This is a genomic window from Janibacter sp. CX7, assembly GCF_024362365.1.
Lineage (GTDB): Bacteria > Actinomycetota > Actinomycetes > Actinomycetales > Dermatophilaceae > Janibacter.
In genome coordinates, this window is record NZ_CP101464.1 from 1,947,160 (window position 1) to 1,972,943 (window position 25,784).

The 25,784-nt window shown below is 72.0% G+C and carries 25 protein-coding genes; 11 read left to right on the top strand and 14 right to left on the bottom strand.

The window, feature by feature from the left end:
• Positions 1-19: 19 nt before the first annotated feature.
• From NMQ01_RS09515 to NMQ01_RS09545, 7 genes are all read right to left on the bottom strand, one after another.
• A complete protein-coding gene (locus tag NMQ01_RS09515) occupies positions 20-1,018 on the bottom strand; it encodes an isopenicillin N synthase family oxygenase (RefSeq protein WP_255183703.1) in 999 nt (332 codons plus the stop codon).
• Positions 1,018-1,530, bottom strand: coding sequence for a hypothetical protein (locus NMQ01_RS09520; RefSeq protein WP_255183704.1), 513 nt, complete (start codon positions 1,528-1,530; stop codon positions 1,018-1,020). The genes NMQ01_RS09515 and NMQ01_RS09520 overlap by 1 nt, the downstream gene beginning before the upstream one ends.
• Positions 1,527-3,449 (bottom strand): DNA primase, encoded by a 1,923-nt coding sequence (gene dnaG, locus NMQ01_RS09525; RefSeq protein WP_255183705.1) that lies wholly within the window; start codon positions 3,447-3,449, stop codon positions 1,527-1,529. Before dnaG ends, NMQ01_RS09520 begins: the two co-directional genes overlap by 4 nt.
• A gap of 64 nt (positions 3,450-3,513) precedes the next feature.
• On the bottom strand, positions 3,514-3,876 hold the full coding sequence (locus tag NMQ01_RS09530; RefSeq protein ID WP_255183706.1) for a hypothetical protein: 363 nt from the start codon (positions 3,874-3,876) through the stop codon (positions 3,514-3,516).
• The gene (locus NMQ01_RS09535) at positions 3,873-4,145 is read right to left on the bottom strand and encodes a DUF6406 domain-containing protein (RefSeq protein WP_068316676.1); all 273 of its coding nucleotides are present in this window, start codon (positions 4,143-4,145) and stop codon (positions 3,873-3,875) included. The genes NMQ01_RS09530 and NMQ01_RS09535 overlap by 4 nt, the downstream gene beginning before the upstream one ends.
• Before the next feature lie 14 nt (positions 4,146-4,159).
• Positions 4,160-5,236, bottom strand: coding sequence for a C2 family cysteine protease (locus NMQ01_RS09540; RefSeq protein WP_255183707.1), 1,077 nt, complete (start codon positions 5,234-5,236; stop codon positions 4,160-4,162).
• 70 nt (positions 5,237-5,306) lie between these two features.
• A complete protein-coding gene (locus tag NMQ01_RS09545; RefSeq protein ID WP_255183708.1) occupies positions 5,307-6,539 on the bottom strand; it encodes a deoxyguanosinetriphosphate triphosphohydrolase in 1,233 nt (410 codons plus the stop codon).
• Positions 6,540-6,650: 111 nt separating this feature from the next.
• On the opposite strand from NMQ01_RS09545, the gene NMQ01_RS09550 reads away from it, so the two are divergent.
• Positions 6,651-10,025 (top strand): pyruvate carboxylase, encoded by a 3,375-nt coding sequence (locus tag NMQ01_RS09550; RefSeq protein ID WP_255183709.1) that lies wholly within the window; start codon positions 6,651-6,653, stop codon positions 10,023-10,025.
• Between the two features lie 3 nt (positions 10,026-10,028).
• On the opposite strand, the gene dusB is transcribed toward NMQ01_RS09550, so the two are convergent.
• Positions 10,029-11,264, bottom strand: coding sequence for a tRNA dihydrouridine synthase DusB (gene dusB / locus NMQ01_RS09555; protein ID WP_255183710.1), 1,236 nt, complete (start codon positions 11,262-11,264; stop codon positions 10,029-10,031).
• A gap of 49 nt (positions 11,265-11,313) precedes the next feature.
• On the opposite strand from dusB, the gene NMQ01_RS09560 reads away from it, so the two are divergent.
• From NMQ01_RS09560 to NMQ01_RS09570, 3 genes are read left to right on the top strand one after another with little or no spacing between them, the layout of a single operon-like run.
• The gene (locus NMQ01_RS09560) at positions 11,314-12,267 is read left to right on the top strand and encodes a cation diffusion facilitator family transporter (protein WP_255183711.1); all 954 of its coding nucleotides are present in this window, start codon (positions 11,314-11,316) and stop codon (positions 12,265-12,267) included.
• Positions 12,264-13,085 (top strand): sulfurtransferase, encoded by an 822-nt coding sequence (locus NMQ01_RS09565; protein ID WP_255183712.1) that lies wholly within the window; start codon positions 12,264-12,266, stop codon positions 13,083-13,085. Before NMQ01_RS09560 ends, NMQ01_RS09565 begins: the two co-directional genes overlap by 4 nt.
• Positions 13,086-13,107: 22 nt before the next feature.
• Positions 13,108-13,830: a dienelactone hydrolase family protein gene (locus NMQ01_RS09570; protein WP_255183713.1), complete on the top strand. Its 723-nt coding sequence runs from the start codon at positions 13,108-13,110 to the stop codon at positions 13,828-13,830.
• A 14-nt stretch (positions 13,831-13,844) separates the two neighbouring features.
• Here the strand turns inward: NMQ01_RS09570 and NMQ01_RS09575 are convergent, their stop codons facing one another.
• Together NMQ01_RS09575 and NMQ01_RS09580 are read right to left on the bottom strand one after the other, a co-directional pair.
• A complete protein-coding gene (locus tag NMQ01_RS09575; protein WP_255183714.1) occupies positions 13,845-14,591 on the bottom strand; it encodes an alpha/beta fold hydrolase in 747 nt (248 codons plus the stop codon).
• 4 nt (positions 14,592-14,595) lie between these two features.
• Positions 14,596-16,002 (bottom strand): glycine--tRNA ligase, encoded by a 1,407-nt coding sequence (locus tag NMQ01_RS09580; protein WP_255183715.1) that lies wholly within the window; start codon positions 16,000-16,002, stop codon positions 14,596-14,598.
• Positions 16,003-16,062: 60 nt separating this feature from the next.
• On the opposite strand from NMQ01_RS09580, the gene NMQ01_RS09585 reads away from it, so the two are divergent.
• Genes NMQ01_RS09585 through NMQ01_RS09605 form a run of 5 tightly spaced genes read left to right on the top strand, consistent with a single transcriptional unit; the run spans position 16,063 to position 19,532 of the window.
• A complete protein-coding gene (locus NMQ01_RS09585; RefSeq protein ID WP_255183716.1) occupies positions 16,063-16,371 on the top strand; it encodes a DUF6703 family protein in 309 nt (102 codons plus the stop codon).
• Positions 16,372-16,415: 44 nt separating this feature from the next.
• Positions 16,416-17,351 carry a metal ABC transporter substrate-binding protein gene (locus tag NMQ01_RS09590; protein WP_255183717.1) on the top strand — a complete coding sequence of 312 codons (936 nt, stop codon included), beginning with the start codon at positions 16,416-16,418 and terminating at the stop codon, positions 17,349-17,351.
• Positions 17,342-18,142, top strand: a complete 801-nt coding sequence (locus tag NMQ01_RS09595) for a metal ABC transporter ATP-binding protein (RefSeq protein ID WP_255183718.1) — start codon at positions 17,342-17,344, stop codon at positions 18,140-18,142. The genes NMQ01_RS09590 and NMQ01_RS09595 overlap by 10 nt, the downstream gene beginning before the upstream one ends.
• The gene (locus NMQ01_RS09600) at positions 18,139-19,143 is read left to right on the top strand and encodes a metal ABC transporter permease (RefSeq protein ID WP_255186351.1); all 1,005 of its coding nucleotides are present in this window, start codon (positions 18,139-18,141) and stop codon (positions 19,141-19,143) included. Before NMQ01_RS09595 ends, NMQ01_RS09600 begins: the two co-directional genes overlap by 4 nt.
• Positions 19,140-19,532 carry a Fur family transcriptional regulator gene (locus NMQ01_RS09605; protein WP_255183719.1) on the top strand — a complete coding sequence of 131 codons (393 nt, stop codon included), beginning with the start codon at positions 19,140-19,142 and terminating at the stop codon, positions 19,530-19,532. Before NMQ01_RS09600 ends, NMQ01_RS09605 begins: the two co-directional genes overlap by 4 nt.
• On the opposite strand, the gene NMQ01_RS09610 is transcribed toward NMQ01_RS09605, so the two are convergent.
• The 3 genes from NMQ01_RS09610 to recO form a co-directional block, all read right to left on the bottom strand.
• Positions 19,529-20,494 (bottom strand): class II glutamine amidotransferase, encoded by a 966-nt coding sequence (locus NMQ01_RS09610; RefSeq protein WP_255183720.1) that lies wholly within the window; start codon positions 20,492-20,494, stop codon positions 19,529-19,531. The genes NMQ01_RS09605 and NMQ01_RS09610 overlap by 4 nt on opposite strands.
• 63 nt (positions 20,495-20,557) lie before the next feature.
• Complete coding sequence (locus NMQ01_RS09615; RefSeq protein ID WP_255183721.1) at positions 20,558-21,346, bottom strand: isoprenyl transferase; 789 nt, start codon at positions 21,344-21,346, stop codon at positions 20,558-20,560.
• Entirely contained in the window at positions 21,343-22,104 is a 762-nt protein-coding gene (gene recO / locus NMQ01_RS09620; protein WP_255183722.1) for a DNA repair protein RecO, read from the bottom strand. Before recO ends, NMQ01_RS09615 begins: the two co-directional genes overlap by 4 nt.
• Positions 22,105-22,199: 95 nt before the next feature.
• Here recO and NMQ01_RS09625 point away from each other — a divergent pair, with 95 nt between their 5' ends.
• Positions 22,200-22,823 (top strand): alpha-ketoglutarate-dependent dioxygenase AlkB, encoded by a 624-nt coding sequence (locus tag NMQ01_RS09625; protein ID WP_255183723.1) that lies wholly within the window; start codon positions 22,200-22,202, stop codon positions 22,821-22,823.
• A gap of 95 nt (positions 22,824-22,918) precedes the next feature.
• Positions 22,919-23,923, top strand: coding sequence for a DUF2157 domain-containing protein (locus NMQ01_RS09630; RefSeq protein ID WP_255183724.1), 1,005 nt, complete (start codon positions 22,919-22,921; stop codon positions 23,921-23,923).
• A 33-nt stretch (positions 23,924-23,956) separates the two neighbouring features.
• Here NMQ01_RS09630 and leuA read toward each other — a convergent pair whose 3' ends face one another.
• Positions 23,957-25,702 carry a 2-isopropylmalate synthase gene (leuA, locus tag NMQ01_RS09635; protein ID WP_255183725.1) on the bottom strand — a complete coding sequence of 582 codons (1,746 nt, stop codon included), beginning with the start codon at positions 25,700-25,702 and terminating at the stop codon, positions 23,957-23,959.
• Between the last annotated feature and the right edge of the window lie 82 nt (positions 25,703-25,784).

Consider the following 25,784-nt stretch of genomic DNA (forward strand, 5'->3'; position numbering starts at 1 on the left):
ACGAAAACGGGGGGCCGGATCAGTCCGGCGTGCCCACCAGGTCGGGGTGGTGGATCGCCGCGACGTCCGGGTGGGCCCGCAGACGGGCCTTGAGCAGGTTGTCGCCGTAGCGCGCGGAGATGACGTTGGACGCGTCCTGGGTGATGCCACGGGCGGCCTGCGCCAGCTCCGGACGAAGGGGGACGACCGGCACCTCGGCGTCGAGGCCGGGGTTGAAGAAGAAGGGGATGGACAGCCGCTCGGTGCCGACGGGCGGCGCCGTCACCCGGTGCGACGTCGCCCGCAGGTAGCCGTCGGTGACGGCCTCCATGAGCTCGCCGATGTTGACGACGAAGCAGTCGTCGGTCGGGGGCAGGTCGATCCAGCCGTCGTCGGTCTCGACCTGCAGACCGGCCTTGCCCGGCTCGATGAGCAGCAGGGTGAGGAAGCCGGGGTCCTTGTGTCCGCCCACGCCCTGCGAGGCGCCGGCGGCGCCCGGGTAGCGCACGAGCTTGAGCAGCGTCGACGCCTGGTCGAAGGTCGACGCGAAGTGGTCGGCCGGCGCCCCGAGCGAGAGCGCCCACTCGGCCATCAGGCGTCGGCCGATGTGGCCCAGGCGCTCGGTCCAGGCCTCGATGACCGTGCGCAGCCGCGGCAGCGCGGCGGGCCACTGGTTGGGCCCGTCGAGGCGCAGGTAGGGCGGGTCCGCGACGACCGGCGTCGGCCGATCCGGGCCGATGTCGATCTGCTCCCGGTGGTCGACCTGCCCCTGGGTCAGCTCACCCCCGAGACGCGTCCACCCGCGAAACTGTGCGCTCCTGGTCATCTCGATCGCGCGCTTGTCCTCCTCGGGGAGCGCGAAGAAGGCCCGCGCCGTGTCGAAGAGCTCGTCGACGACCGCGCGGTCGATGCCATGGCGCAGGTGGAAGAAGCCGACCTCGTGGGTCGCTCGACGCAGCTCGTCACGGAAGCGCTCGACCGCCTCCGGGCCGCCGTAGAGATCGGCCAGGTCGAGGACGGGCAGCCCGTTGACTGTCATCAGGCCTCGCGCCCGACCTGCTCCGCCAGTCGCGCTGCGACCTCCTCGGTCGCGGCCACGAGCTGGGGGTCGTCGGGGTCGCAGCCGCGGCCGACGATCGTCTGGGCGAGGACCCGTCCGGACGCGAGGTCCTTGCGCAGGACGACGCGCGCTCGGCGCGCCCGGTCGAGCGTGACCTCCTCGACGAGCACGACGCTCGCCTGCACCCGCTCGTGGAAGGCGTCGGGCACCCCGCCGGCCTCGGGGATCGTCCAGCTGCCGGCCGGCCCGCCGTCGACCCAGGTCACGGTGAGGACGTCGGTCTCGGGGTCCCACCGGCCGCGGTCGACGAGGTGCCAGGCCCTCCCTTCGGCCAGCGGACCACCGGTGACCACGAGCCGGAACGAGGTGATGACGACGACCTCCTCACCGGCCGCCGCCGTCGCGAGGACCCGCTCGCCGCGGCCGAGCTCGACACCTGGGGGGACGGGCACCGCTCGTGAGCGCTGCCACCGGGACCACACGGGACTCACACGATCTCCTCGCGCAGCGCGGCGCGCTGCCGCTCGAGCGACTGCAGGGACAGGGACAGGTCACGCAGCGCTGAGGGGTCGGCGCTCGGGTCGGCCGCCAGGCGGCGCATCTGCGACATCGCGTCGGAGATGCGTCGGCTGACGGCCACCTCGCGCACCCGCACGAGCAACGAGCGGGTGTAGCTCGCCGGCGGCAGGCCCGTCGACTGGTCGTGGACGACCGGCAGCGGCGCCACCGACAGCTCGGCGAGCAGCGAGGAGACGGCGAGCGGCGTCGCCTCGTCGACGAGGGCGTGCCACGCCGTGTGCGCCTGCCCCTCGAGCAGCGGTCCGACGGAGCGGATCGCGTCGAAGACCGCCCGGTGCGCCGGGGCCGTGAAGGTCTCCGGCTCGACGGCATCGAGGTCGGCGGACGTGAAGAGCGAGGGGTGCTGCAGGATCGACTGGAGCAGCTGGCGCTCGGCCATGACGATCGGGTCGCGCAGGTCGGGTGCCGGCACGCCGCCGGCCGCCTCCGCGGCCGTCGGCTCGGGGGCCTCCTGCTGGGTGCGGTGCTCCCCCTTCGCCTCGTCGCGCGCCTGGATCCGCCCGGCGCGGGTCACGGCATCGCGCATCTGCTCGACCTCGACCCCGACCCAGCCGGCGACGGTGCGCACGTACTCCGGGCGAAGGGAGGAGTCGCGGATGCTGTTGATGATCGGCGCGACGGCGCCCATGCCCCGCACCCGGCCCTCCGCGGTGTCGAGGTCGAAGCGGGTCAGCGTCGTGCGCACGGCGAACTCGAACATCGGCACGGCGTCGGCGACGAGCTCGCGCACCGCGAGGTCACCCTCCCGCAGCCGCAGGTCGCAGGGGTCCATGCCCTCGCGGGCCACGGCCACGAAGCTCTGGCTGGCCCACTTGTCGTCCTGGGCGTAGGCCTTCATCGCGGCCTTCTGCCCCGCGGCGTCACCGTCGAAGGTGAAGACCACCTTGGCCGGCGCCAGGTCCGCCTCGTCGCGCACGATGCGCCGGATGACCTTGATGTGGTCCTCGCCGAAGGCCGTGCCGCACGTCGCGACCGCCCCTTCGACCCCGGACAGGTGTGCCGCCATGACGTCGGTGTAGCCCTCGACGACGACGACCTGGCGCTCGTCGCGGATCGCCTTCTTGGCCAGGTCGAGCCCGTAGAGGACATTCGACTTCTTGTAGATCGGGGTCTCGGTGGTGTTGAGGTACTTGGCCCCGATGCGGTCGTTGTCGTAGAGGCGCCGCGCGCCGAACCCGATCGTGTCGCCGGTGATGTCGCGGATCGGCCAGATGAGCCGGCCACGGAAGCGGTCGTAGAGCCCCCGCGAGCCCTTGCCGCAGAGCCCGCCGATGGTCAGCTCGTCGTCGGTGAAGCCCTTGCCCCGCAGGTGCCGGGCCAGCTCCTCGCCGCCACGCGGCGCGTAGCCGATGCCGAAGAGCTTTGCCTCGGGCGAGGCAAAGCCCCTCTCCCGCAGGAAGTCCCGCCCGATGCGCGCCTCGGGCGAGCCGAGCAGCCGCTCGTGGTAGAACTCCGCCGCCGCGCGGTGCGCCTCGAGCAGTCGGCCGCGCTTGCCCAGGCCGACCCCGTCGCGCGGACCGCCGCCCTCCTCGTAGCGCAGCTCCATGCCGAGCTTGCCCGCGAGGCGCTCGACGGCCTCGGCGAAGGTGAGGTGGTCGAGCTTCTGCACGAAGGAGATGACGTCGCCGCCCTCCCCGCACCCGAAACAGTGGAAGGCGCCGACGGTCTCGCGCACGGTGAAGCTCGGCGTCTTCTCGTCGTGGAAGGGGCACAGCCCCTTCATCGAGCCGATGCCCGCCGGGCGCAGGGTGACGTGCTCACGGACGACGTCGGTGATCGAGGAGCGCTCCTTGACCGCCTGCACGTCCTCCGCGCGGATCCGTCCCGCCACGGGCCACCTCGCTCCCTCTCGCTCGTGGGGTCGAGTGTAGGCGGATGGCCTGACGACGCGGAGGTCAGCCGTCGGCCGGGACCACCATGACGTGCCCACCCATGCTGCCCGGGCTGTCGCCGTCCTCCTCGGACCACACCGCCTCGATGCGATAGCTCGCCCCGGCGATGTCCACGGTTGCTCCCTCGCTCACGTCCGTCGCCTCCGACGGGCCGTCGACGGTGATGCGCAGCGTCGCGTCGTCACCCTCGACGTCGGTGGCGACCACGGACGTCCCGTCCACGGTGCCCGGCTGGTTCTCGACCAGCACGACGGCGCCCTCGGGCGTGCTCTCGGGGGCGGAGTCCCCGTCGTCACCGCACGCGGCGACCGTCAGGGCCACCAGTGGCACGAGAGCGAGCGCCCGCACTCCCCGCACCGTGCTCACCGGGCGGCACCGTCGACCACGGAGAGGGTGACGCGACCGGACGCACGCCCCGGCCGCCCGGCGTCGCCGCCGCCGGTGATCTCGTCGACGTGCAGGGCGCGATCCCCGAAGGGCACCGTGTCGCCCGCCCCGACCTGGTGCTTGACCATCGGCTCACCGGGCGGCTCGACGATGACCGTGGCCGCCCCCTCGTGGACGTTGGCGGCGATGAGGCGCATGCCCCATGCCGGGGTAGGGATGTTCTGCTGCAGCGTGATCGTCGTGTCCATGGCCTCTCCTGCACTCACTTGGTCGACCCGACGTCGAGACGGGCGAAGTTCTTCTCGAACTCCTCGTAGCTCATGGTGATCGGTGCCTCACCCTTGCCCCACGGGTTCTGCACGGTGACCTCGCCGGTCTCGGGGTTGACGTCGGTGACGGTGTAGGCGTGGTTGCTCACGAGGTCGCCGTCCGAGTGCTTCTTGCCGTCGCCGTCGGTCGAGGCGACGATGACGCCGCCGTCGTCGAGCTTCGCCTGCAGGTCCGAGGCGCCGGGGAAGTCCTTGTCGTCCCAGGGCATGAGCCCCTCGTCGTAGGTCTCCACCTCGTTGCCCGTCATGGCCTCGATGGCCTTGGCGGGCCAGTCGCCGTCGAGGTCCTCGTAGTCCCCGCCGAACTCCTTGGCCATGGCCTTCTCGTAGAGCAGGGGCCACATCTCGCGTCCGCCGCCGTCGTTGTTGGCATACACCGGCTCGCCGTTGGGACCGACCGGCAGCTTGCCGTCGACCGTGACGACGACCGGCTCCCCATCGCGGTAGAGGGTGACGTCGTAGGTCCCGTCCCCGTTGTCCTTGATGTTCTTCTCGATCAGCTCCTGGCCCGAGGGCGTGCCGGCGATGCCCTTCATCGAGCTGATCAGCCAGCAGTCACCCAGGGCACCCTGCTTGACGTCGTCGGGCTCGACCCCGCCCGCGTCGATCAGCGGGCCGTCGACGTCCTTGTACTCGGCGTCCTTGGTGTCGTCCTTGATGTCGGGGTTGGAGGAGCTGACACCGTCGCCGTCCCCACCGGGGCCTCGAGGGCCTCCCCCGCCGCCTCCGCCGCCTCGGCGGTTGCCGCTGGCCTCGTCCTGCTGGTCGGCCTGGGCGCGCATCCGCTCCCCGAAGGAGCGCAGCGTCTCGGCCGTCTCGTCGCACTGACGCCCCGCCTGCGTCCACCCCTGCGAGAAGAACTCCGTGTCCGGCCCCTGCCACGCCTCGACGAGCCTGCTCATCGAGGCCGATCCGTCCTGTGCCACGCCGGTGAGCTGCTTCGACTGCAGCACGAGCTGTTCGGCGATCTGGCGCATGCGCGCCACGTCCATGCCGTCGGTCAGTGTCATCCTGGTCCCCTGTCTGTGTGATCAGGAGACTAGCGACGCCACACTGCCGAGACGAGGGGGAGCACTCCCCCTAGTGGCAGTGCTGCGCGTGCAGTGCCAGCGCCCGCACGTCGGTCAGGCCCGCCACCTGGTCGACGACGACCCGTAGACGGGCCGCCTCGTCGGGCGCCGCAGCGAGGTCGCTGCGCAGGTCGGCGTCGAGCCTTCCCTCGGGGTCGGCGGCGAACCACGCCGCGAGGTCGGCGACGACCTGCCGCTGGTGGGCGTACTCGTCGTCCCGCTCACCGGTGAACATGACGAAGTGGGCGGCCACCGCCTTGAGCACCGCGACCTCGGCGCGCGAGTCCTCGGGCACGACGAGGCGGGCGTCGTAGCGGCCGAGGTCGCCGGGCCCGTGCACGGCACGGGTCGCCTGCTCCGCCGCGTGGACGAAGCGCCCGATGAGTCGTGAGGTCATGTCCTTGAGCCCCGCGAGCCCGGCCCGCGAGCCGTCGTAGCCGTCGGGCACGGCACCGGTCGCGAGCACCCGCTCGAGACCTTCGGCGAGCGCGTCGGGCCCGAGGTCCCGGGCGAAGTGCCGCGCCGCGACCTCGATGACCGCGGCCGCGTCGTCGGCGGCCCGCAGCCGGCGCAGGTCCAGCCGACCGGAGGCGACGGCGTCCTCGACGTCGTGCACGGAGTAGGCGACGTCGTCCGACCAGTCCATGACGTCGGCCTCGAGGCAGCGCACGAGGCCACCGGGGCTCCCTTCGCGCATCCAGTCGAAGACCGGCAGGTCGTCCTCGTAGACCCCGAACTTCGGCGTGGGCGCCGGCCCGTGGCCGCGCCGCCACGGGTACTTGGTCGCCGCGTCGAGGCTGGCGCGGGTGAGGTTGAGCCCGGCCGGGCGTCCGTCGGGGTGCACGCGCTTGGGCTCGAGCCGGGTGAGGATGCGCAGGGTCTGCGCATTGCCCTCGAAGCCACCGATGTCCGCGGCGACCTCGTCGAGCGCCGTCTCGCCGTTGTGGCCGAAGGGGGGATGCCCCAGGTCGTGCGCGAGGCAGGCCACCTCGACGACGTCGGCCGCGCAGCCCAGCGCCCCGCCGAACTCACGCCCGATCTGGGCCACCTCGAGGCTGTGCGTCAGCCGGTTGCGGACGAAGTCGTCGCTGCCGGGCCCGAGCACCTGCGTCTTGGCCGACAGTCGCCGCAGCGCGGCGGAGTGGATCAGCCGGCCGCGGTCACGGGCGAAGTCGTCACGGTCGGCCCGCTTGTGCACCGGGTCCTCGGAGACCCACCGCTCGCGGTCGCTCAGGCTGCTCACGCTGGCGAGCCTACGGCCCGGCGCGCCGTCTCCCTTCGCGGAACCCCCGATCACCGGGTCCGGCAGGTCAGTAGCCTCGGGTGACGCCCGCCACACCCCCGGAGGTCCCCCGTGTTCCACAAGATCCTCGTCGCCAACCGAGGCGAGATCGCCATCCGCGCCTTCCGCGCCGCCACCGAGCTCGACGCGACCACCGTCGCGGTCTACCCGATCGAGGACCGGCTCTCCGAGCACCGGATGAAGGCCGACGAGGCCTACCTCATCGGTGAGGAGGGGCACCCGGTCCGGGCCTACCTCGACCACGAGGACGTCGTGCGCGTGGCTCGTGAGGCCGGGGTCGACGCGATCTACCCCGGGTACGGGTTCCTGTCGGAGAACCCCCAGCTCGCCGAGGAGTGCGCCCGGCACGGCATCACCTTCATCGGTCCCCCGGCCACGGTCCTCGAGCTCACCGGCAACAAGGCGCGTGCGATCGCGGCGGCCAGGGCCGCCGGTCTGCCGACGCTGCGCGGTGCCGAGGCCACGACGGACCTCGACGCCCTCGCGGCGGCCGCCGAGGAGATCGGCTTCCCGGTCTTCGTCAAGGCCGTGAGCGGCGGTGGCGGTCGCGGCATGCGCCGGGTCGAGCGAAGGGAGGACCTCCGGGACGCGCTGGAGGCCGCCCAGCGCGAGGCCGAGTCGGCCTTCGGCGACCCGACGCTCTACCTCGAGGAGGCCGTGGTCAACCCGCGGCACATCGAGGTCCAGGTCGTCGGTGACGCCAGCGGTGAGGTCCTCCACTTCTTCGAGCGGGACTGCTCGGTGCAGCGGCGCCACCAGAAGGTCGTCGAGATCGCCCCGGCGCCCAACCTCGACCCCGACCTGCGCGAGCGGATGTGCGCCGACGCGGTGCGTTTCGCGAAGTCCATCGGCTACGTCAACGCCGGCACCGTCGAGTTCCTCCTCGGCGAGGACGGCCGCTACGTCTTCATCGAGATGAACCCGCGCATCCAGGTCGAGCACACCGTGACCGAGGAGGTCACCGAGGTCGACCTCGTCGTCATGCAGCTGCGGATCGCGGCCGGCGCGACCCTCGCCGAGCTCGGCATGCGCCAGGAGGACATCGGCACGCACGGCTTCGCCCTGCAGTGTCGGATCACGACCGAGGACCCGGCCAACGGGTTCCGCCCGGACTCGGGCACGATCTCCGCCTACCGCTCCGCCGGCGGCTCCGGGGTGCGCCTCGACGGCGGCACGACCTTCGTCGGCGCCGAGGTGAGCGCCCACTTCGACTCGATGCTCGTCAAGCTCACCTGCCGCGCCCGCACCTTCCCGCTCGCGGTCCGTCGGGCCCGGCGGGCGCTCGCCGAGTTCCGCGTCCGCGGGGTGGCGACCAACCTGCCCTTCCTCGAAGCGGTGCTCGCCGACCCCGACTTCCAGGCCGGCCGGGTGACGACGAGCTTCATCGACGAGCGCCCCGAGCTGCTCGCGGCCCCCACGGGCAAGGACCGGGCGACCAAGCTGCTCACCTACCTCGCCGACGTCACGGTCAACCAGCCGCACGGCCCGCGCACGAGCGACCTGCGCCCCCGGACCAAGCTGCCGACGTTGCCCGAGGGCGAGCGCCCCGAGGGTAGCCGTGACCGCCTCCTGCGTCTGGGCCCCGCCGGATTCGCCGCCGACCTGCGCTCCCGCACCGACGTCCCGGTGACCGACACGACCTTCCGCGACGCCCACCAGTCGCTGCTCGCCACCCGGGTGCGCACCCGTGACCTGCTCCACGTCGCCGAGCACGTCTCCCGGCTCACCCCGCAGCTGCTGTCCGTCGAGGCCTGGGGCGGCGCGACCTACGACGTCGCCCTGCGCTTCCTCCACGAGGACCCGTGGGAGCGGCTCTCGGCCCTGCACGAGGCGATGCCCAACGTCGCCCTTCAGATGCTCCTGCGCGGGCGCAACACCGTCGGCTACACGCCCTACCCGACGAGCGTCACCGACGCCTTCGTCGCCGAGGCCGCCCGCACCGGCCTGTCGATCTTTCGCATCTTCGACGCGCTCAACGACGTCGACCAGATGCGCCCCGCGATCGAGTCTGTGCTCGCGACCGACACCGCGGTCGCCGAGGTCGCCCTGTGCTACACCGGCAACCTCCTCGACCCGGGCGAGGAGATCTACACGCTCGACTACTACCTGCGCCTGGCCGAGCGGATCGTCGACGCCGGCGCGCACGTCCTGGCGATCAAGGACATGGCCGGGCTGCTGCGCGCCCCCGCGGCGGCCCGCCTGGTGACCGCGCTGCGCGAGCGGTTCGACCTCCCGGTGCACCTGCACACCCACGACACCGCAGGCGGCCAGATCGGCACCCTCCTCGCGGCGATCGGGGCCGGCGTCGACGCCGTCGACGCGGCGAGCGCGACGATGGCCGGCACCACCTCGCAGCCCTCGCTGTCCGCCCTCGTCGCGGCGACCGACGGCACGGACCGGCCGACCGGCCTGGACATCGAGCAGGTCTTCGCGCTCGAGCCCTACTGGGAGGGCGTGCGGCGCCTCTACGCGCCCTTCGAGTCCGGGCTGGCCTCCCCCACCGGCCGTGTCTACCGGCACGAGATCCCCGGCGGGCAGCTGTCCAATCTGCGCCAGCAGGCGATCGCGCTCGGGCTCGGGGAGCGCTTCGAGGAGGTCGAGGACATGTACGCGGCGGCCGACGCGATGCTCGGCCACATCGTCAAGGTGACGCCGAGCAGCAAGGTCGTCGGCGACCTCGCGCTCTCCCTCGTCGGCCTCGGTGCGGACCCGGCGCAGTTCGAGGCCGACCCGGCCCGCTTCGACATCCCCGACTCGGTCATCGGGTTCCTCCGTGGTGACCTCGGCGACCCGCCCGGCGGGTGGCCCGAGCCCTTCCGCAGCAAGGCGCTCGAGGGTCGGCGCGAGCAGCCTCCGACCGCCGACCTCACCCCCGAGCAGGAGCAGGCACTGCGCGACGCCCCGCGCGAGACGCTCAACGAGCTGCTCTTCCCCGGCCCTACCCAGGAGATGCGCACCGCCCGGGCGAGCTTCGGCGACACCTCGGTGCTCGACACCGGCCTCTTTCTCCACGGCCTCGAGCAGGGGCGCGACGACGAGGTCGAGATCGAGCCGGGCAAGACCCTGACGATCGGCCTGAGCTCGGTGAGCGAGCCCGACGAGCACGGGATGCGCACCGTGATGGGCACGGTCAACGGTCAGCTGCGGCCGGTCCAGGTCCGCGACCGCGGCGTCGACGCAGAGGTCGTCGCGGCCGAGAAGGCCGACCCGGGCGCCTCCGGTCAGGTCGCGGCCCCCTTCGCCGGGGTCGTCACGGTTCAGGTCGCCGAGGGCGACGAGGTCGAGGCGGGCGCCACCGTCGCGACGATCGAGGCGATGAAGATGGAGGCCGGCATCACGACCCCCGTGGCGGGCACGGTGCGCCGGCTCGCGGTCGGCGCACGCCAGCAGGTCGAAGGGGGCGACCTGCTCGTCGTCGTGGAGTGAGGGTCAGCCGCCGTCGGCGACGGACTGCTCGGCGGCGGCGACCTGCGCCCGCTGGGCCTCGTCGAGCTCGCGCGAGGCCAGCCAGTTCTCCGGCAGGGCGACGACGCGCGAGGATCCGGCACGACCACGCTGGCCCTCGGCGGCCTCCCCCGGCCAGGGGCTCGACAGGTCCATCGTGTCGATGAGCCGGTCGAGCGCGGCGAGCGAGTCGACGAGCGCGAGCTGGTTGCGCACGGTCGAGCCGGCGGGAAACCCCTTGAGGTACCACGCGATGTGCTTGCGGATGTCGCGGCAGGCGCGCAGCTCGTCGCCGGCGTAGAAGTCGGTGAGCAGCTCGGCGTGCCGGCGCAGCGTCGCGGCGACCTCGCCGAGGGTCGGCGTGACACGCACCTGCGCCCCCGCGAAGGCGGCGGACAGGTCGGCGAAGAGCCACGGTCGGCCGAGGCAGCCGCGACCGACGACGACCCCGTCGCAGCCGGTCTGCTCCACCATCGCCAGTGCGTCCTCGGCCGACCAGATGTCACCGTTGCCGAGGACCGGCACCTCGGTGATCGTCTCCTTGAGCAGCTTGATCGCCGACCAGTCGGCTTGGCCCGAGTAGGCCTGCGAGGCGGTGCGACCGTGCAGGGCGACCGCGGCGACACCCTCGTCGACGGCAGCGCGGGCGGCCTCGAGGTAGGTCAGGTGCTCGTCGTCGATGCCCTTGCGCATCTTCACGGTGACGGGGACGTCCCCCTTCGCCCCCTCGGTGACGGCGGCGGAGACGATGGCGCGGAAGAGGTCACGCTTCCACGGCAGTGCCGCTCCCCCGCCCTTGCGGGTCACCTTGGGCACCGGGCAGCCGAAGTTGAGGTCGATGTGGTCGGCCCGGTCCTCGGTGACGAGCATCCGCACGGCGGCGGCGGTCGTCGCCGGGTCGACGCTGTAGAGCTGCACGCTGCGCGGCCGCTCGTCCTCGTCGTGCTCGATGAGGCGCATCGACTCCGGCGTGCGCTCGACGAGCGCGCGCGAGGTGACCATCTCGTTGACGTAGAGGCTGCTCGCGCCGGTCAGCCCGCTCGCGGCGAGCCCGGCGTCGCCGGCCTCCCGGCACAGGCGACGGAAGGCGCGGTTGGTGATGCCGGCCATCGGTGCCAAGACGACCGGCGAGTCGATGACGTGCCGGCCGATGCGAAGGGGAGGCAGCACGCGCTCCCCCGTGGTGGCGGGGGCGGTGGGGTCAAGGATCTGGGTGGTCATCGCGCCACCCAGTGTCTCACCGCAGTGGCGAGGAGGGACAATCGCGGACATGAACACCGCCACCCCGCGCCCGAACCTCGAGCGCTATGCCTGGTTGTCGGTCGCCGCGGCCCTCGCGACGATCGCGCTCAAGACCGGCGCGTGGTGGATCACCGACTCGGTCGGCCTGCTCGCCGACGCCGCCGAGTCGATCGTCAATCTCGTCGCCGCGATCGCCGCACTCGTCGCCCTGCGGGTCGCGGCGCGCGCTGCCGACGACAACCACCACTTCGGCCACAGCAAGGCGGAGTACTTCTCGGCGGCCATCGAGGGCGGGATGATCTTCGTCGCCGCGACCTTCATCATCTGGCAGTCCGTCGGTCGCCTGCTCACCCCGCAGCCGATCGAGCAGGCGGGCACCGGTCTGGCGATCTCGGTGGTCGCATCGGTCATCAACGGCGCGGTCGCCGTGGTGCTGCTGCGGGCCGGCCGAGAGCACCGGTCCATCACCCTGCGGGCGGACGGCCAGCACCTGCTCACCGACGTGTGGACCTCCGTCGGTGTCGTCGTCGGCGTGCTGCTCGTCGTGCTCACCGGCATCGACTGGCTCGACCCGGTCGTCGCCCTGCTCGTCGGCGCCAACATCATCTGGACGGGGTGGAAGCTCGTCAGCGAGTCCAGCCGCGGCCTCATGGACGAGTCCCTCTCCCCCGAGACCAATGCCCGCATCGCGGCGGCCCTCGACCGGCACCGCAGCGACGACATCGACATCCACGGGCTGCGCACCCGAGGCGCCGGGCACCTGTCCTTCGCCGAGATGCACGTGCTCGTCCCGGGAGCCTGGTCGGTGCGTCGCGCCCACGACCACGTCGAGGAGATCGAGCGCGCTCTCGAGGCGGAGTTCGAGGACCTGTCCGTGACGACCCACATCGAGCCCCGAGAGGACCCGCGCGCCTACGACGACTTCGGCGACTACGAGGTCCCGATCCGACCCCTGACCCCCGAATCCGAGGAGACCCCGTGACCGCCCTGATCACCGCCGACGACCTGCAGCACGAGATCACCGAGAACGACCTCGTCGTCCTCGACGTCCAGTACACGCTCACCGGCGACGGGCCTCGCCTCTACTCCGAGGGCCACGTGCCGGGCGCTCCCTTCGTCGACCTCGACACGGTCCTCGCCGGCCCCGCGGGCGAAGGGGGGCGGCACCCCCTGCCCGACGTGGAGACGCTGCAGGCCGGCCTGCGCGCGGCCGGTCTCGACGACGACTCGCGCGTCGTCGTCTACGACCAGGGCACCTCGCTCGGCGCCGCCCGGGCGTGGTGGGTCCTGCGGTGGGCCGGGGTCGAGGACGTGCGCGTCCTCGACGGCGGACTGGCCGCATGGCGCGCCGCCGGCGGCACCGTGGTCACCGAGCCGGTGAGCCCGGAGCCGGGCGAGGTCCACCTCGAGGCCGAACAGCTCGTCGAGCTCGACGCCGAGGACGCCGTCGCCACGGCCAAGCTCGGGGTGCTCATCGACTCCCGCTCGCCGGAGCGCTTCCGCGGCGAGAGCGAGCCGATCGACCCGGTCGCCGGCCACATCCCCGGCGCCGTCAACGTGCCGATGAGCGACCTCGTGCAGCCCGACGGGCGGCTGCGGCCGGCGCGCGAGCTGCGCGAGCGTTTCGCCCGCGAGGACATCGACGAGGTGACCGTCGTCGGTACCTACTGCGGCTCGGGAATCACCGCGGCCCACACCGCCCTCGCCCTGCACGAGGCGGGCGTCGACGCCGACGTCTACGTCGGCAGCTGGAGCGAGTGGATCACCGACCCGGGCCGCCCGGTCGCCACCGGCGCCTGAGCCGCGGTCCTAGAGTGGCCGGATGGGCTCCGTGACTCCTGACCAGCGCACCGTCGTCCCCGTCGACGGGGGCGAGCTGCCCGTCCAGGTCTTCCTGCCGCCGAGCGGCAGCGGACCGGGTCTGGTCGTCTGCCAGGAGATCTTCGGCGTCACCGACTACATCCGCTCCCGGGCCCGGGACCTCGCCGACCTCGGCTACGTCGTGCTCGTGCCCGAGTCCTACTGGCGCCTGGGCAGCCCGGTGATCGGCGAGGACGCCGACCACCTCGAGGAGGCCATGGGCGCCGCCGGGAGACTCGACTGGGGGCAGACCGTCGCCGACACCGTCGCCGCGACCCGGGTGCTGCGCGAGCGCCCCGAGGTCACCGGCCCGGTGGGGCTGCTCGGCTTCTGCTTCGGCGGCGGACTCGCCTGGGCGACGACGGCTGCGCTCACGCAGGCCGGTGAGCCGCCGGCGGCGCTCGTCGCCTACTACGGCTCCCAGATCCCGACCCTGCTCGAGCTCGCCGACCTCGTGCGGGTCCCGCAGCTGCACCACTGGGGAACCGCCGACCAGTTCATCCCCGTCGAGGGGGTCGCCGCCGTCGAGGCCGCCACGCGGGGCGATGCGACGACCTTCGTGCGGCACGAGGGTGCCGGGCACGCCTTCGACAATCCCACCCCGGTCTTCCACCACCCACAGGCCTCCGCCGAGGCCTGGGCGCACACCGGCGAGTGGCTCGCCGAGCAGCTCCCGCCGGCCTGAGCCGCCGCGCCGGCTCAGGCCGGCAGGCCGGCGACGAACTCGGCGATCGCCCGGGCCACGGGCAGCGGGTGGGTCATCGGCGCGAAGTGCGTGGCCCCTGGCACGTGGACGACCTCGAGGTCCTGACGCAGGCGACGGGCCCTCCCTTCGCCGACGCGGAACTGGTCGAACTCGCCGTTGACCGCGAGGATCGGCACGTCGACATCGGTGAGCGACCCCAGGTCGACCTCGTCGATGACCGCGTCCCACGCGTCGGGGATCGCCGCGAGGCCCGGCCCGCGCTCGAGGACGGCTGTAGCGGTCCGCTCACCGATGATCCGACGCAGCGACGCGGCATCCGCCTCGCGGATGCGCGGGGCGCGCCGCTCGTCACCCAAACCGGTCCGCAGCGCGGAGGCCATCGACCGGTAGACGCCCGCGAGCCGGGAGCTCGGCTCGGCGGTCGAGCCCATGAGCACCAGACCGGCCAGGACCATGTGGTGCTGCGCGGCCCACTCCATCGCGACGTACCCGCCGAGGCTGTGGCCCGCGAGCACCACCCGGTGCCGGCCGGGGTCGAGCTCGGCCACGCCCCGGCTGACCGCCTCGAGCGCCCCCACCATGGTGAAGGGCAGCTCCGCGGCCAGCCCGTGGCCGGGCAGGTCGACGTGGTGGCACACGATCCGCCCGAGGAGCGCCTCCTCGAGCGGGATCCACGCCGCGGCGTTGAGCCGACTGCCGTGGACCAGCAGGAGTCGGATCGGCGCCCCGGCTCGGCTCATGCGATCAGGAGCCGAGGAGCCTGGGCGCGAGCCAGGCCTCGACCTGGTCGATGGAGACCCGCTCCTGCGCCATCGTGTCGCGCTCACGGATGGTGACCGCGTTGTCCTCGAGGGTGTCGAAGTCGACGGTGATGCAGTAGGGCGTGCCGATCTCGTCCTGGCGGCGGTAGCGCTTGCCGATGGCCTGCGAGTCGTCGAAGTCGACGTTCCAGCTCTTGCGCAGCTGCGCGGCGAGGTCGCGCGCCTTGGGCGAGAGGTCGGCGTTGCGCGACAGCGGCAGGACCGCGGCCTTGACCGGGGCGAGCCGGTGGTCGAGGCGCAGCACGGTGCGCTTGTCGACGCCGCCCTTGGCATTGGGGGCCTCGTCCTCGGCGTAGGCGTCGACGAGGAAGGTCATGATCGAGCGGGACAGACCGGCCGCCGGCTCGATGACGTAGGGCGTGTAGCGCTCGTTGTTGGCCTGGTCGTAGAAGACGAGGTCGGTACCCGAGTGCTTGCTGTGGCTCGTCAGGTCGTAGTCGGTGCGGTTGGCGATGCCCTCGAGCTCGCCCCACTCGCTGCCCGCGAAGTTGAACCGGTACTCGATGTCGACGGTGCGCTTGGAGTAGTGGCTCAGCTTGTCCTGCGGGTGCTCGAAGTGGCGCAGGTTGTCGGGGTTGATGCCCAGATCGGTGTACCAGCGGGTGCGCTCGTCGATCCAGTACTGGTGCCAGTCCTCGTCCTCGCCCGGCTTGACGAAGAACTCCATCTCCATCTGCTCGAACTCGCGGGTGCGGAAGATGAAGTTGCCCGGCGTGATCTCGTTGCGGAAGGACTTGCCGGTCTGCGCGATGCCGAAGGGCGGCTTCTTGCGCGAGGTCTGCAGGACGTTGTTGAAGTTGATGAAGATGCCCTGGGCGGTCTCGGGGCGCAGGTAGTGCAGCCCGGACTCGTCCTCGATGACGCCGAGATAGGTCTTGAGCATCATGTTGAACTCGCGGGCCTCGGTCCACTGGCCGCGCGTGCCGCAGTCGGGGCAGACGATCTCGCTCATCGGGATGCTGTCGGGGTCGATCTCCTGACCCTTCTTCGCCGCCTTGTCGGCCACGGCCTCCTGCAGGTGGTCCTGGCGGTGGCGCTTGTGGCAGCTGAGGCACTCGGTGAGCGGGTCGGTGAAGGTGCCGACGTGACCCGAGGCGACCCAGGTCTCGCGCGGCAGGATGATCGAGGAGTCGAGGCCGACGACGTCGTCGCGGCCGGTGACCATCGAGCGCCACCACTGGCGCTTGATGTTCTCCTTGAGCTCGACACCGAGCGGTCCGTAGTCCCACGCGGAGCGGGTACCGCCGTAGATCTCACCGCACGGGAAGACGAAGCCCCTGCGCTTGCAGAGGTTGACGACGGTGTCCACGGTGGAGGTCTGCTTGGCCATGTGGGAGAGGTTATCCGGCGCGGTGCCGAGCGACCGCATCGGCCCGCTTACCCTGTGGGGGTGTCCAGCAGCTCCTCCCGCCGTCCCGAGCCCGTCGCGACCACCGCCTTCGAGCGCGCCAGCCTCCCGGTCACCCGCGTCATCGCCGGGCTGCCTCCCGCCGTGCCGGTCCTCGTCGTCCTCGCGCTCGTGCTCGTCGGCGCCTTCATCGGCTCATGGGGCGCGATCCCGCTGGGCCTCGTCGCCCTCTTCCTGCTGTGGATGCTCGCCCTGAGCTGGCCCCGACTGACCGGCACCGAGCGGCTCATGCGGGTCGCCGTCATCCTGCTCGTCGTCGCCCTGACGATCGTCAAGATCGTCCCCCGCTGACCCTCAGTTGACAACGGTTCTCAGTTTCGCTGAGAATCGTTCTCATGCCGCTTCGCCACCGCCTCCCCCTCGCCGTCGCCGCCCTCGTCCTCGCCGTCACCGGCTGCGGGACGGGTACCGACGGTGACGCCCAGGGCGACGCCTCCCTCACCGTCGCCGCCTCCTTCTACCCGCTCCAGGAGGCGGCCGAGCGGGTCGGCGGCGACCATGCGAGCGTCACCAACCTCACCAAGCCGGGCGCCGAGCCCCACGACCTCGAGCTGACGCCCAAGCAGGTGCTCGAGGCCAGCCGTGCGGACGCGCTGATCTACCTCAAGGACTTCCAGCCGTCGGTCGACGACGCGGCGCAGGAGGCCGGCGACAGCGCGATGGACGTCGCCCCCTTCGCCCGGCTCGACATCGAGGCGGCGCACGACGAGCACGAGGGCGAAGGGGGACACGAAGGCCACGGCCACGGCGACACCGATCCGCACTTCTGGCTCGACCCGACCCGCTACGCCGATGTCGTCGAGGCGATGGGCGAGCGCTTCGCCGAGGCCGACCCCGACCACGCCGCCGACTACCGGGCCAATGCCCAGGAGTTCGCCGGCGAACTCAAGGCACTGGACAAGGACCTCAAGGCCGGGCTCGCCGAGTGCACCAACCACGACCTGGTCACCGGCCACTCCGCCTTCGCCTACTTCGCCGACCGCTACGGGTTCCACCAGGAGTCGGTGAGCGGCCTGACGCCCGGCGCCGAGCCGAGCCCCACGGCGCTCGCCGACCTCATCGAGCACATCAAGGATGAGAAGATCACCACCGTGTACGCCGAGACGCTCGTCCCCCGCGACACCGCGGAGACGATCGCTCGCGACACCGGGGCCGAGGTCGCCGTCCTCGACCCGATCGAGGGCCTGACCGACGCCTCCGACGGCGACGACTACGTCTCGGTCATGCGCAGCAACCTCGCGACCGTGGAGAAGGGCCAGGGATGCTCGTGACCGACCCCGCACCCGTCATCGAGCTCGAGGGCACCGCCTTCGGCTACGAGGACCGCACCATCGTGCGCGACCTCGACCTCACCGTGCAGCGCGGTGAGGTCGTCGCCGTGCTCGGCCCCAACGGCTCGGGCAAGTCGACCCTCGTCAAGGGACTGCTCGGCCTCTCCGAGCTGCACGCCGGCCGGGCCAGGGTCCTCGGCCACGACGTCGCGACCCCGGGAGCCCGCGCCGGCATCGGCTACGTGCCGCAGCGGCACACGCTCGCCTCCGCCGTCCGTGCGACCGCCGCCGAGATCGTCACCATGGGCCGCACCGTGCGCACCCCCTGGTGGGCGCCGTGGCGCATCCACGACGCGGCGAGTCGCGACCTCGTGCGCGAGTCGCTGTCCGTCGTCGGCCTCGCCGACCTGGCCGGCCACGACGTCGCCACCCTCTCCGGCGGCCAGCAGCGCCGCGTGCTCATCGCCCGCGCCCTGGCCAGCCGGCCCGACGTCTTCCTCATGGACGAGCCGACCGCCGGCGTCGACCGCGGCCACCAGGCCGTGCTCGTCGCCGTCATGCGCCGGCTCGTCGAGCGCGGCGCGACCCTGGTCATCGTCACCCACGAGCTCGACGCCCTCGCCGAGATCGTCACCCGCACCGTCGTCGTGCGCGGCGGCGGCATCCAGCAGGACTGCGCGCCGGGCGAGCTCGCCGCCGGCGAGGAGGCCCACACTCACCACTCCGACGAGGGGACGCCACCTCCCGCCGCCGTGCCGACGACGATGATCACGCCGGGAGGGACCCGCTGATGGACCTGCTCGCCCTGGAGTTCATGCGCAACTCCCTCATCGCCGCCCTGCTCGTCGGGGCGTCGGCGCCGCTCGTCGGCGTCTTCCTCGTGCAGCGCGGCATGTCGCTCATCGGCGACGGCATGGGCCACGTCGCCCTCGCCGGCGTCGGCATCGGCGTGCTGACGAGCACCTCCCCCGTGCTCACCGCACTCGTCGTCGTCGTGCTCGCCGCGGTGGCCATCGAGCTGCTGCGGCACCTCGGGCGCACCGGGGGCGACCTGGCCCTCGCGGTGATGTTCTACGGCGGCCTGGCCGCGGGCGTGGTCATCATCGCCAAGGCGCCGTCCGGGTCCGCGACCAACCTGCAGGGCTTCCTCTTCGGCGCCCTGACGACGGTCTCGCCGAGCGACCTCGTCCAGTTCGCCGTGCTCGCGGCGGTCGTCGTGCTCACCGTGCTCGTGCTGCGCGAGCGTCTTTTCGCCGTCGCCCAGGACGACGAGTACGCCCGGGCCTCGGGCCTGCCCGTGCTCGCGACCAACATCCTGCTCGCCGTGCTCACCGGCGTCACCGTCGTCATCTCGATGCGGGTCATCGGCCTGCTGCTCATCAGCGCCCTGATGATCCTGCCCAATGCGACCGGGCAGTACCTCGGCCGATCCTTCCGCGGCGGCCTGGTCTGGGCGGTGCTCGTCGGCACGCTGACCAGCGTCGGCGGCGTCGTCACGAGCTTCTACGCCGACACCCCCTCGGGCGCGACGATCGTCCTGCTCGCCATCGCGGTCTTCGTCACGTCGGCTGCCGGCGCCACCGTCGTGCGAGCCCTCGGGCGCCGTCGGCACCACACGGCCGAGGCGCACGAGCACGTCCACTGGGAGGAGTGCGGTCACGACGTCGTCCTCCACGGCGACCACGTCGACTACCTGCACGACGGACACCGGCACGCCCGCCACGGTGACCACTGGGACGAGCACGATCCCGACCACCACACGGAGACCACCCTCGAGGGGAGCCCCCGATGACCGACACCCGCACCCGCCGCCCCACCCGGCAGCGCACCGCCATCGAGGCCGACATCGACCGGTCCGACGAGTTCCGCTCGGCCCAGGAGGTGCACGCGAGCCTCGTCGCCGGCGGCGACAAGATCGGTCTGGCGACGGTCTACCGGACGCTCCAGGCGATGGTCGACGAGGACGCGCTGGACTCCCTTCGCACCGACGACGGGGAGATCGTCTACCGCCGGTGCAGCACCGGCCACCACCACCACCTCGTCTGCCGCGACTGCGGCCGCACGGTCGAGGTCGAGGGCCCGGCGGTCGAGCGGTGGGCCGACAAGGTGAGCGCCGAGCACGGCTTCACCGACGTGTCGCACACGCTCGAGCTCTTCGGGCGCTGCGCGGACTGCGGCTAGGGCGCCTCCGGCAGGGCGAGCTCGCGGGCCGACCTGGTGATCCGGCCGTCGTCCTGCCTCTCGAGGAAGGTGATCGAGCCGTAGTCGAGCGACAGCCAGCCCTCGCCGTCCTCGGTGAGGGGCTCGGAGGCGAAGACCGCCGCGGTGGCGTCCTCCTCGGTGCACTCCTCGAAGCCGTAGGTCCCCTCGGCCTGCTCGAAGTTGCGTCCCAGCAGCAGGTACATCGGCTCGAGGAGCATCCCGAGGTCGAAGTCGTCGCTGCCGGCGGGAGCCTCGCGCAGCTCGCGCCAGTCCCCCGGCGGGTCCACCTCGCCGCGGTGCCCGAGCCCCCAGTTGATCCCGATGATGCGCCCCGGCGAGACCAGGGCCATCTTGAGCTTGGTCAGCCCGGGGAGCTGCAGGGTCCTCATGGCATCGGCCACGAGCCGCAGCAGCTGCTCGACCGCGCGCTGGACGTCCTCGTCGCCGTTGCCCTCGAGCAGAGACAGCAGGAGCACGGCGAGGAACTCGGTGTCGGTCGTGCCGCGCATCTGCTGGAGGTACTCGTCCGCGCAGTGCTGCAGCAGCTCGCGCTGCAGGACCTGCCAGCCCGGCAGGTAGCCGTTCTGCGCGATGAGCCACGGCGCCCCCTCGAAGAAGAAGGGGTGGCAGTTCTCGTCAGCGAGGACGACCTGGGAGTCGTAGGCCGCCGCCCGCACGTGCGCCAGCAGGGTGTTGGCCTGGAGGCTGGGGATCAGGCTCGCGGCATTGTCGTCGTAGAAGGCCGCCATCGGCCGGCGGTAGATGAGGGGCTCGTGCGGCTTGAGCAGGTGGTCGCCCCACGCGCCGAACCCCCAGCCCGCGAGCTGCAGCTCGGGGTGCCGCTCCGGGTCGAGCGCCTGGTTGACCAGGCTGTTGTCCGGCGTGAGCAGCAGGCTCTCCAGCGGGGTCTCCGGCCCGATGTAGGCAAGGACTCGACACATGTGCGACCTCTCCGTGACGGCTCACCGTGCGTCGGCGCACGGTCTCGCCAGCGTAGGTGACGCTCAGGCGCTCCCCGTGGTGGGCGCGTCCACCGCGCCGCCGTACCGCCGCTCGCGCTGGGCGTAGGTCTCGATGGCCTCCCACAGGTGGCGGCGGTCGTAGTCGGGCCACAGCGTGTCCTGGAAGACCATCTCGGCATAGGCCGACTGCCAGAGCAGGAAGTTGCTCGTGCGCTGCTCCCCCGAGCTGCGCAGGAAGAGGTCGACGTCGGGCATGGTCGGCTCGGTGAGATAGCGCGCGATGGTGCGCTCGTCGATGCCCGAGCCCTTGAGCCGGCCCGCCTTGACGTCCTCGGCGATGCGCCGCACGCCGTCGGCGATCTCGGCGCGACCTCCGTAGTTGACGCAGAAGTAGAGCGTCAGCGCGTCGTTGTCGCGGGTCATCTCCTGGGCGATCTCGAGCTCCTTGATGACCGAGCTCCACAGCCGCGGACGCCGACCGACCCAGCGCATGCGCACGCCCCATGCGTGCAGCTGGTCGCGGCGGCGGCGGATGACGTCACGGTTGAAGCCCATGAGGAAGCGCACCTCCTCGGGCGAACGGCGCCAGTTCTCCGTGGAGAAGGCATAGGTCGACAGGTGCTTGACCCCGATGTCGAGCGCGCCGGCGACGACGTCGAGCAGCGCCCCCTCGCCGGCCTCGTGGCCCTTGGTCCGCGGCAGGCCGCGCTGGTTGGCCCAGCGGCCGTTGCCGTCCATGACGATCGCGACGTGCCCGGGCACGAGGTCGGCGGGCACGGGCGGGGGCGTCGCTCCGCTCGGGTGGGCGAACGGGGTCTCGTAGCGGCTCATCCGGTCCTCTGCGATGGGGTGGGGTCGGGGCGGGTGCGGTCGACGTGACGAAGGGAGAGCACCCCGCGCTCGAGGTGCCACTGGAGGAAGGCCGCGGTCAGGCCGGAGCCCTCGCGCCGGTGGCGGTCGAGGGAGGTGTCAGCGGCTGCCCAGTCGCCGGTGAGCAGGGCGGCGAGCAGCTCGAGGGTCTCGGGTGCGGGCGCGGAGGCGCCGGGCACGCGGCAGCTGCGGCAGAGCACGCCGCCGTGGGCGACGTGGAAGGCGCGGTGCGGGCCCGGCTCGCCGCACTGGGCGCAGTCGTGGAAGCTCGGCGCCCAGCCGGCGACGGCCAGGGCACGCAGGAGGTAGGCGTCGAGGCTGAGCTCGGGGGCGTGCTCGGCGTGGGCGAGCGAGCGCAGCGCGCCGGCGAGCAGGAGGAACTGCTGCACCGCCATCTCGCCCTCCTCGGTGAGCCGGTCGGCGGTCTCGAGCATCGCCGAGGCAGCGGTCCAGCGCGAGTAGTCGCGGGCGATCTGGTCACCCCACGGGTCGAGCGACTCGGCCTGGGTCACGGTGTCGAGGTTGCGCCCCTCGTAGCACTGGAGGTCGACGTGCATGCCCGGCTCGAGGCGGGCGCCGAACTTCGACTTCGTGCGGCGGACCCCCTTCGCCACTGCGCGGACCTTGCCCCGGCCGCGCGTGAGCACGGTGATGATCCGGTCGGCCTCACCCAGCTTGTGGGTGCGCAGGACGACCCCGGAGTCGCGGTAGAGGGGCACCGGGCCATTGTCTCCCTTCGCACCGACACGACACGCACCCCCACGCCGAGTCCAACCTCTCGAACACACGTTCGACCCGCTGCTACGCTCGGTCCATGCAGGCGCTCCAGTCCTCGCTCTTCGACACGGCCGACTCCCCGACGCTCGGTGACCTCGACCGGCGGCACCGCCGCTTCCTCGACGGCACCGCCTGGCTCGACCTGCTGCCCGGGTGGGCCTGCGGCAGCGACGAGGTCCTGACGACGCTGCTGCACGAGGTGCCGTGGCGGGCCGAGCGCCGGCAGATGTACGACTCCGTCGTCGACGTGCCTCGCCTGCAGTGCTTCTACGGCGAAGGGGAGGCCCTCCCCCACCCGCTGCTCACCGACATGCGCGAGCAGCTCTCGGCCCACTACGCGATCGAGCTCGGCGAGCCCTTCGTCACCGCCGGCCTGTGCCTCTACCGCGACGGCGAGGACTCCGTCGCGTGGCACGGCGACCGGATCGGCCGCAGCCGCGAGCAGGACACGATGATCGCCATCGTCTCCCTCGGCTCGGCGAGGCACCTCTCCCTTCGCCCTCGCGATGGCGGTGTCTCGCAACGGGTCTCGCTCGGCCACGGAGACCTCGTCGTCATGGGCGGCGCCTGCCAGCGGACCTGGGACCACGCCGTGCCCAAGACCTCGGCCGCCGTCGGGCCCCGCGTCTCGATCCAGTTCCGCGTGGCCGGAGTCCGCTGAGCCGGGTGAGTGATCCCACCCATTCCGCCCGCGACGCGGTGCCGAGATGATGGGTCATGGCGCTCGTCCGAGCCCCATCAGGGCAGGAGGATCCCATGTCCGTTCATCAGCACCCGGACCACACGGTGGCGGCCGTCGACGAGCTCGTGGCCGCAGGCATCATCGACCCGGCAGATCGTGACCGAGCGCTCAGCGTCATCAGCGGCACCGGTCAGGGCAGCACGGGGCGTGGCCGGCTGGCCGGGGAGATCAGCGCCTATGTCGGTGGGGTGCTCGTCTTCACCGCCGCAGCCCTCTTCATCGGCACCCAGTGGTCCCACCTGACCTCCGGCACCCGTGCCGGCCTCGTGGCTGGCGCGGCGGCGGTCCTCGCGGCTGCGGCTGGTGCCGTCGTCGCGCTCGCCCACGGCCCCGGGCAGATCCGCAGGTCCCGGGCTGCCGCGCGTCGGCGGTTGGCCGGCGCCCTGCTCGTGGGCGCCGGCACCTTGGCCGGGTGGGCCGCACACATCGTCGTCACCCAGGTGCTGGGTCACGAAGGCCCGCGGATCGAGGTCTTCGGGTTCGGTGTGGGCCTCGCCGTCCTCCTGCTGGGCTACCTGCTCTCCCCCACTGTCGTGGGTCTGCTCGCTGGCGCCGGGGCGTGGGTCGGCCTCGGGACCTCTCTGGCCACCGGCCGGGAATGGTCCTTCAGCTACGCGCTCTTCAGCGCGCTGCTCCTGATCGCAGCAGTGGCCCTCGTCGCACTTGCGGAGTCGGGTCACCTCTACACGCGACAGACGGGTCGCCTCACCGCCGGGGCCCTCGCCGCAGGTGCCGCCCAGGCGCTCTACGGCGTCTGGGACAACCTCACGCCCGCCTACCTCGCCCTCGGCCTGCTGGCCGTCGTGGCACTCGCCGGGTACGCGGCGACTCGGGCCTGGCCCCATCTGGCGGTCGGCGTCGTGACAGCGACGGCATCGAGCACCCAGGCCGCCTTCGACCTCGGCGAGGGGTCGCTCGGCGTGGCCGGCGCTCTCCTCGTGGCAGGCGTGGTGCTCCTGCTCACGAGTCTCCTGGGCGCCGCCATCCACCGGCGACGCGATCCCGCACGGACCGCCTGACCTCGCGCCCGGATGACGCGGGTGCGGCCCCGCTCAGGCCTCGACGCCCTGCGCATCCCGCTCAGCACGGTTGACCGCCGAGAGGATCGCGCGCAGCGAGGCCTTGACGATCGAGTCGTGCACGCCGACGCCCCACAGCACCCGGTCGCCGACGGCGCACTCGACATAGGCGGCAGCCTTGGAGTCACCACCGGCCGAGAGGGCGTGCTCGGCGTAGTCGAGGACGCGCACGTCGACGCCGAGCGGGGCGAGGGCATCGAGGAAGGCAGCGATCGGGCCGTTGCCGGTGCCGGAGATCTCGACCTCCTGGCCGCCGTCGAGGATGTGCCCCTCGATGCGGTCCAGGCCCGAGTCCTCACCGGTGAGCGTGGAGCGGACCGGCTGGAAGCGACCCCAGCCGTCCTTGTCCTCGCTGTGCAGGTACTCGTCGTTGAAGACCTCCCACAGGGCCAGACCGCTCATCTCGCCACCGTCGGCGTCGGTCTTGCGCTGGACGACGGCAGAGAACTCCATCTGCAGGCGACGCGGCAGGTCCAGACCCTGCTCGGACTTCAGCAGGTAGGCGACGCCGCCCTTGCCGGACTGGCTGTTGACGCGTACGACCGCTTCGTAGGACCGGCCGATGTCGTGCGGGTCGATCGGCAGGTAGGGCACGCCCCAGTCGATGCCGTTGACGTCGGTGCCGGCCTGCTTGGCCCGCACCTCCATGTCCTCGAAGCCCTTCTTGATCGCGTCCTGGTGCGACCCGGAGAAGGCGGTGTACACGAGGTCGCCGCCCCACGGGTGGCGCGGGTGCACGGGCAGCTGGGTGCAGTGCTCGACCGTGCGACGGATCTCGTCCATCTGGGAGAAGTCGATCTGCGGGTCGATGCCTTGGCTGAAGAGGTTCATCCCCAGCGTCACCAGGTCGACGTTGCCGGTGCGCTCGCCGTTGCCGAAGAGGCAGCCCTCGATCCGGTCGGCCCCGGCGAGGTAGCCGAGCTCGGCGGCAGCCACCCCTTCGCCACGGTCGTTGTGCGGGTGCAGCGACAGCACGACGGACTCGCGACGCTCGATGTGGCGGCTCATCCACTCGATCGAGTCGGCGTAGACGTTGGGCGTGGCCATCTCCACCGTCGCCGGCAGGTTGATGATCATCTTGTGGTCCGGCGTCGGGTCGATGACGTCGATGACCTCGTTGCAGATCCGCGCCGCGAAGTCGAGCTCGGTGCCCGTGTAGGACTCCGGCGAGTACTGGTAGTAGACGTCGGTGTCGGGGATGGTCTCCTCGAGCTTCTTGCACAGCCGCGCGCCCTGCAGCGCGATGTCGATGATGCCGTCCTGGTCGCTGTTGAAGACGACCCGACGCTGCAGCACCGACGTCGAGTTGTAGAAGTGGACGATCGCGGTCTTGCTGCCGGCGATGGCGTCGAAGGTCTTCTCGATGAGGTGGTCACGGCACTGCGTGAGCACCTGGATCGTCACGTCGTCGGGGATGTGGCCACCGTCGATGAGCTCGCGGCAGAAGTTGTAGTCGGTCTCGCTCGCGCTCGGGAAGCCGACCTCGATCTCCTTGTAGCCCATCTTGACGAGCAGCTGGAACATCTGCAGCTTGCGCTCGGCGTCCATCGGGTCGATGAGGGCCTGGTTGCCGTCGCGCAGGTCGACCGCGCACCAGCGCGGGGCCTGCGTCATGACCCGGTCGGGCCAGGTGCGGTCGGGCAGCTCGACGGCGATCTGCTCCTGGAAAGGGATGTACTTGCTCACCGGCATCGCGGTGGCCTGCTGGGGGTGGATCATGCTTCGTCCTTCGTCACGTGGGGTCTGCGCTGGTCGGCACCACGAACTCCGCGACGAGGTGGCCGTCTGTCAGGCCTCGCCG

What these genes read in the sequence shown, in the direction of transcription:
- NMQ01_RS09515 (WP_255183703.1), bottom strand. Translation starts at nt 1,018, where the DNA reads ATGACAGTCAACGGGCTGCCCGTCCTCGACCTGGCCGATCTCTACGGC.
- NMQ01_RS09535 (WP_068316676.1), bottom strand. Translation starts at nt 4,145, where the DNA reads ATGGACACGACGATCACGCTGCAGCAGAACATCCCTACCCCGGCATGG.
- NMQ01_RS09540 (WP_255183707.1), bottom strand. Translation starts at nt 5,236, where the DNA reads ATGACACTGACCGACGGCATGGACGTGGCGCGCATGCGCCAGATCGCC.
- dusB (WP_255183710.1), bottom strand. Translation starts at nt 11,264, where the DNA reads ATGACCACCCAGATCCTTGACCCCACCGCCCCCGCCACCACGGGGGAG.
- NMQ01_RS09560 (WP_255183711.1), top strand. Translation starts at nt 11,314, where the DNA reads ATGAACACCGCCACCCCGCGCCCGAACCTCGAGCGCTATGCCTGGTTG.
- NMQ01_RS09570 (WP_255183713.1), top strand. Translation starts at nt 13,108, where the DNA reads ATGGGCTCCGTGACTCCTGACCAGCGCACCGTCGTCCCCGTCGACGGG.
- NMQ01_RS09575 (WP_255183714.1), bottom strand. Translation starts at nt 14,591, where the DNA reads ATGAGCCGAGCCGGGGCGCCGATCCGACTCCTGCTGGTCCACGGCAGT.
- NMQ01_RS09580 (WP_255183715.1), bottom strand. Translation starts at nt 16,002, where the DNA reads ATGGCCAAGCAGACCTCCACCGTGGACACCGTCGTCAACCTCTGCAAG.
- NMQ01_RS09590 (WP_255183717.1), top strand. Translation starts at nt 16,416, where the DNA reads ATGCCGCTTCGCCACCGCCTCCCCCTCGCCGTCGCCGCCCTCGTCCTC.
- NMQ01_RS09595 (WP_255183718.1), top strand. Translation starts at nt 17,342, where the DNA reads ATGCTCGTGACCGACCCCGCACCCGTCATCGAGCTCGAGGGCACCGCC.
- NMQ01_RS09605 (WP_255183719.1), top strand. Translation starts at nt 19,140, where the DNA reads ATGACCGACACCCGCACCCGCCGCCCCACCCGGCAGCGCACCGCCATC.
- NMQ01_RS09610 (WP_255183720.1), bottom strand. Translation starts at nt 20,494, where the DNA reads ATGTGTCGAGTCCTTGCCTACATCGGGCCGGAGACCCCGCTGGAGAGC.
- NMQ01_RS09615 (WP_255183721.1), bottom strand. Translation starts at nt 21,346, where the DNA reads ATGAGCCGCTACGAGACCCCGTTCGCCCACCCGAGCGGAGCGACGCCC.
- NMQ01_RS09625 (WP_255183723.1), top strand. Translation starts at nt 22,200, where the DNA reads ATGCAGGCGCTCCAGTCCTCGCTCTTCGACACGGCCGACTCCCCGACG.
- NMQ01_RS09630 (WP_255183724.1), top strand. Translation starts at nt 22,919, where the DNA reads ATGTCCGTTCATCAGCACCCGGACCACACGGTGGCGGCCGTCGACGAG.
- leuA (WP_255183725.1), bottom strand. Translation starts at nt 25,702, where the DNA reads ATGATCCACCCCCAGCAGGCCACCGCGATGCCGGTGAGCAAGTACATC.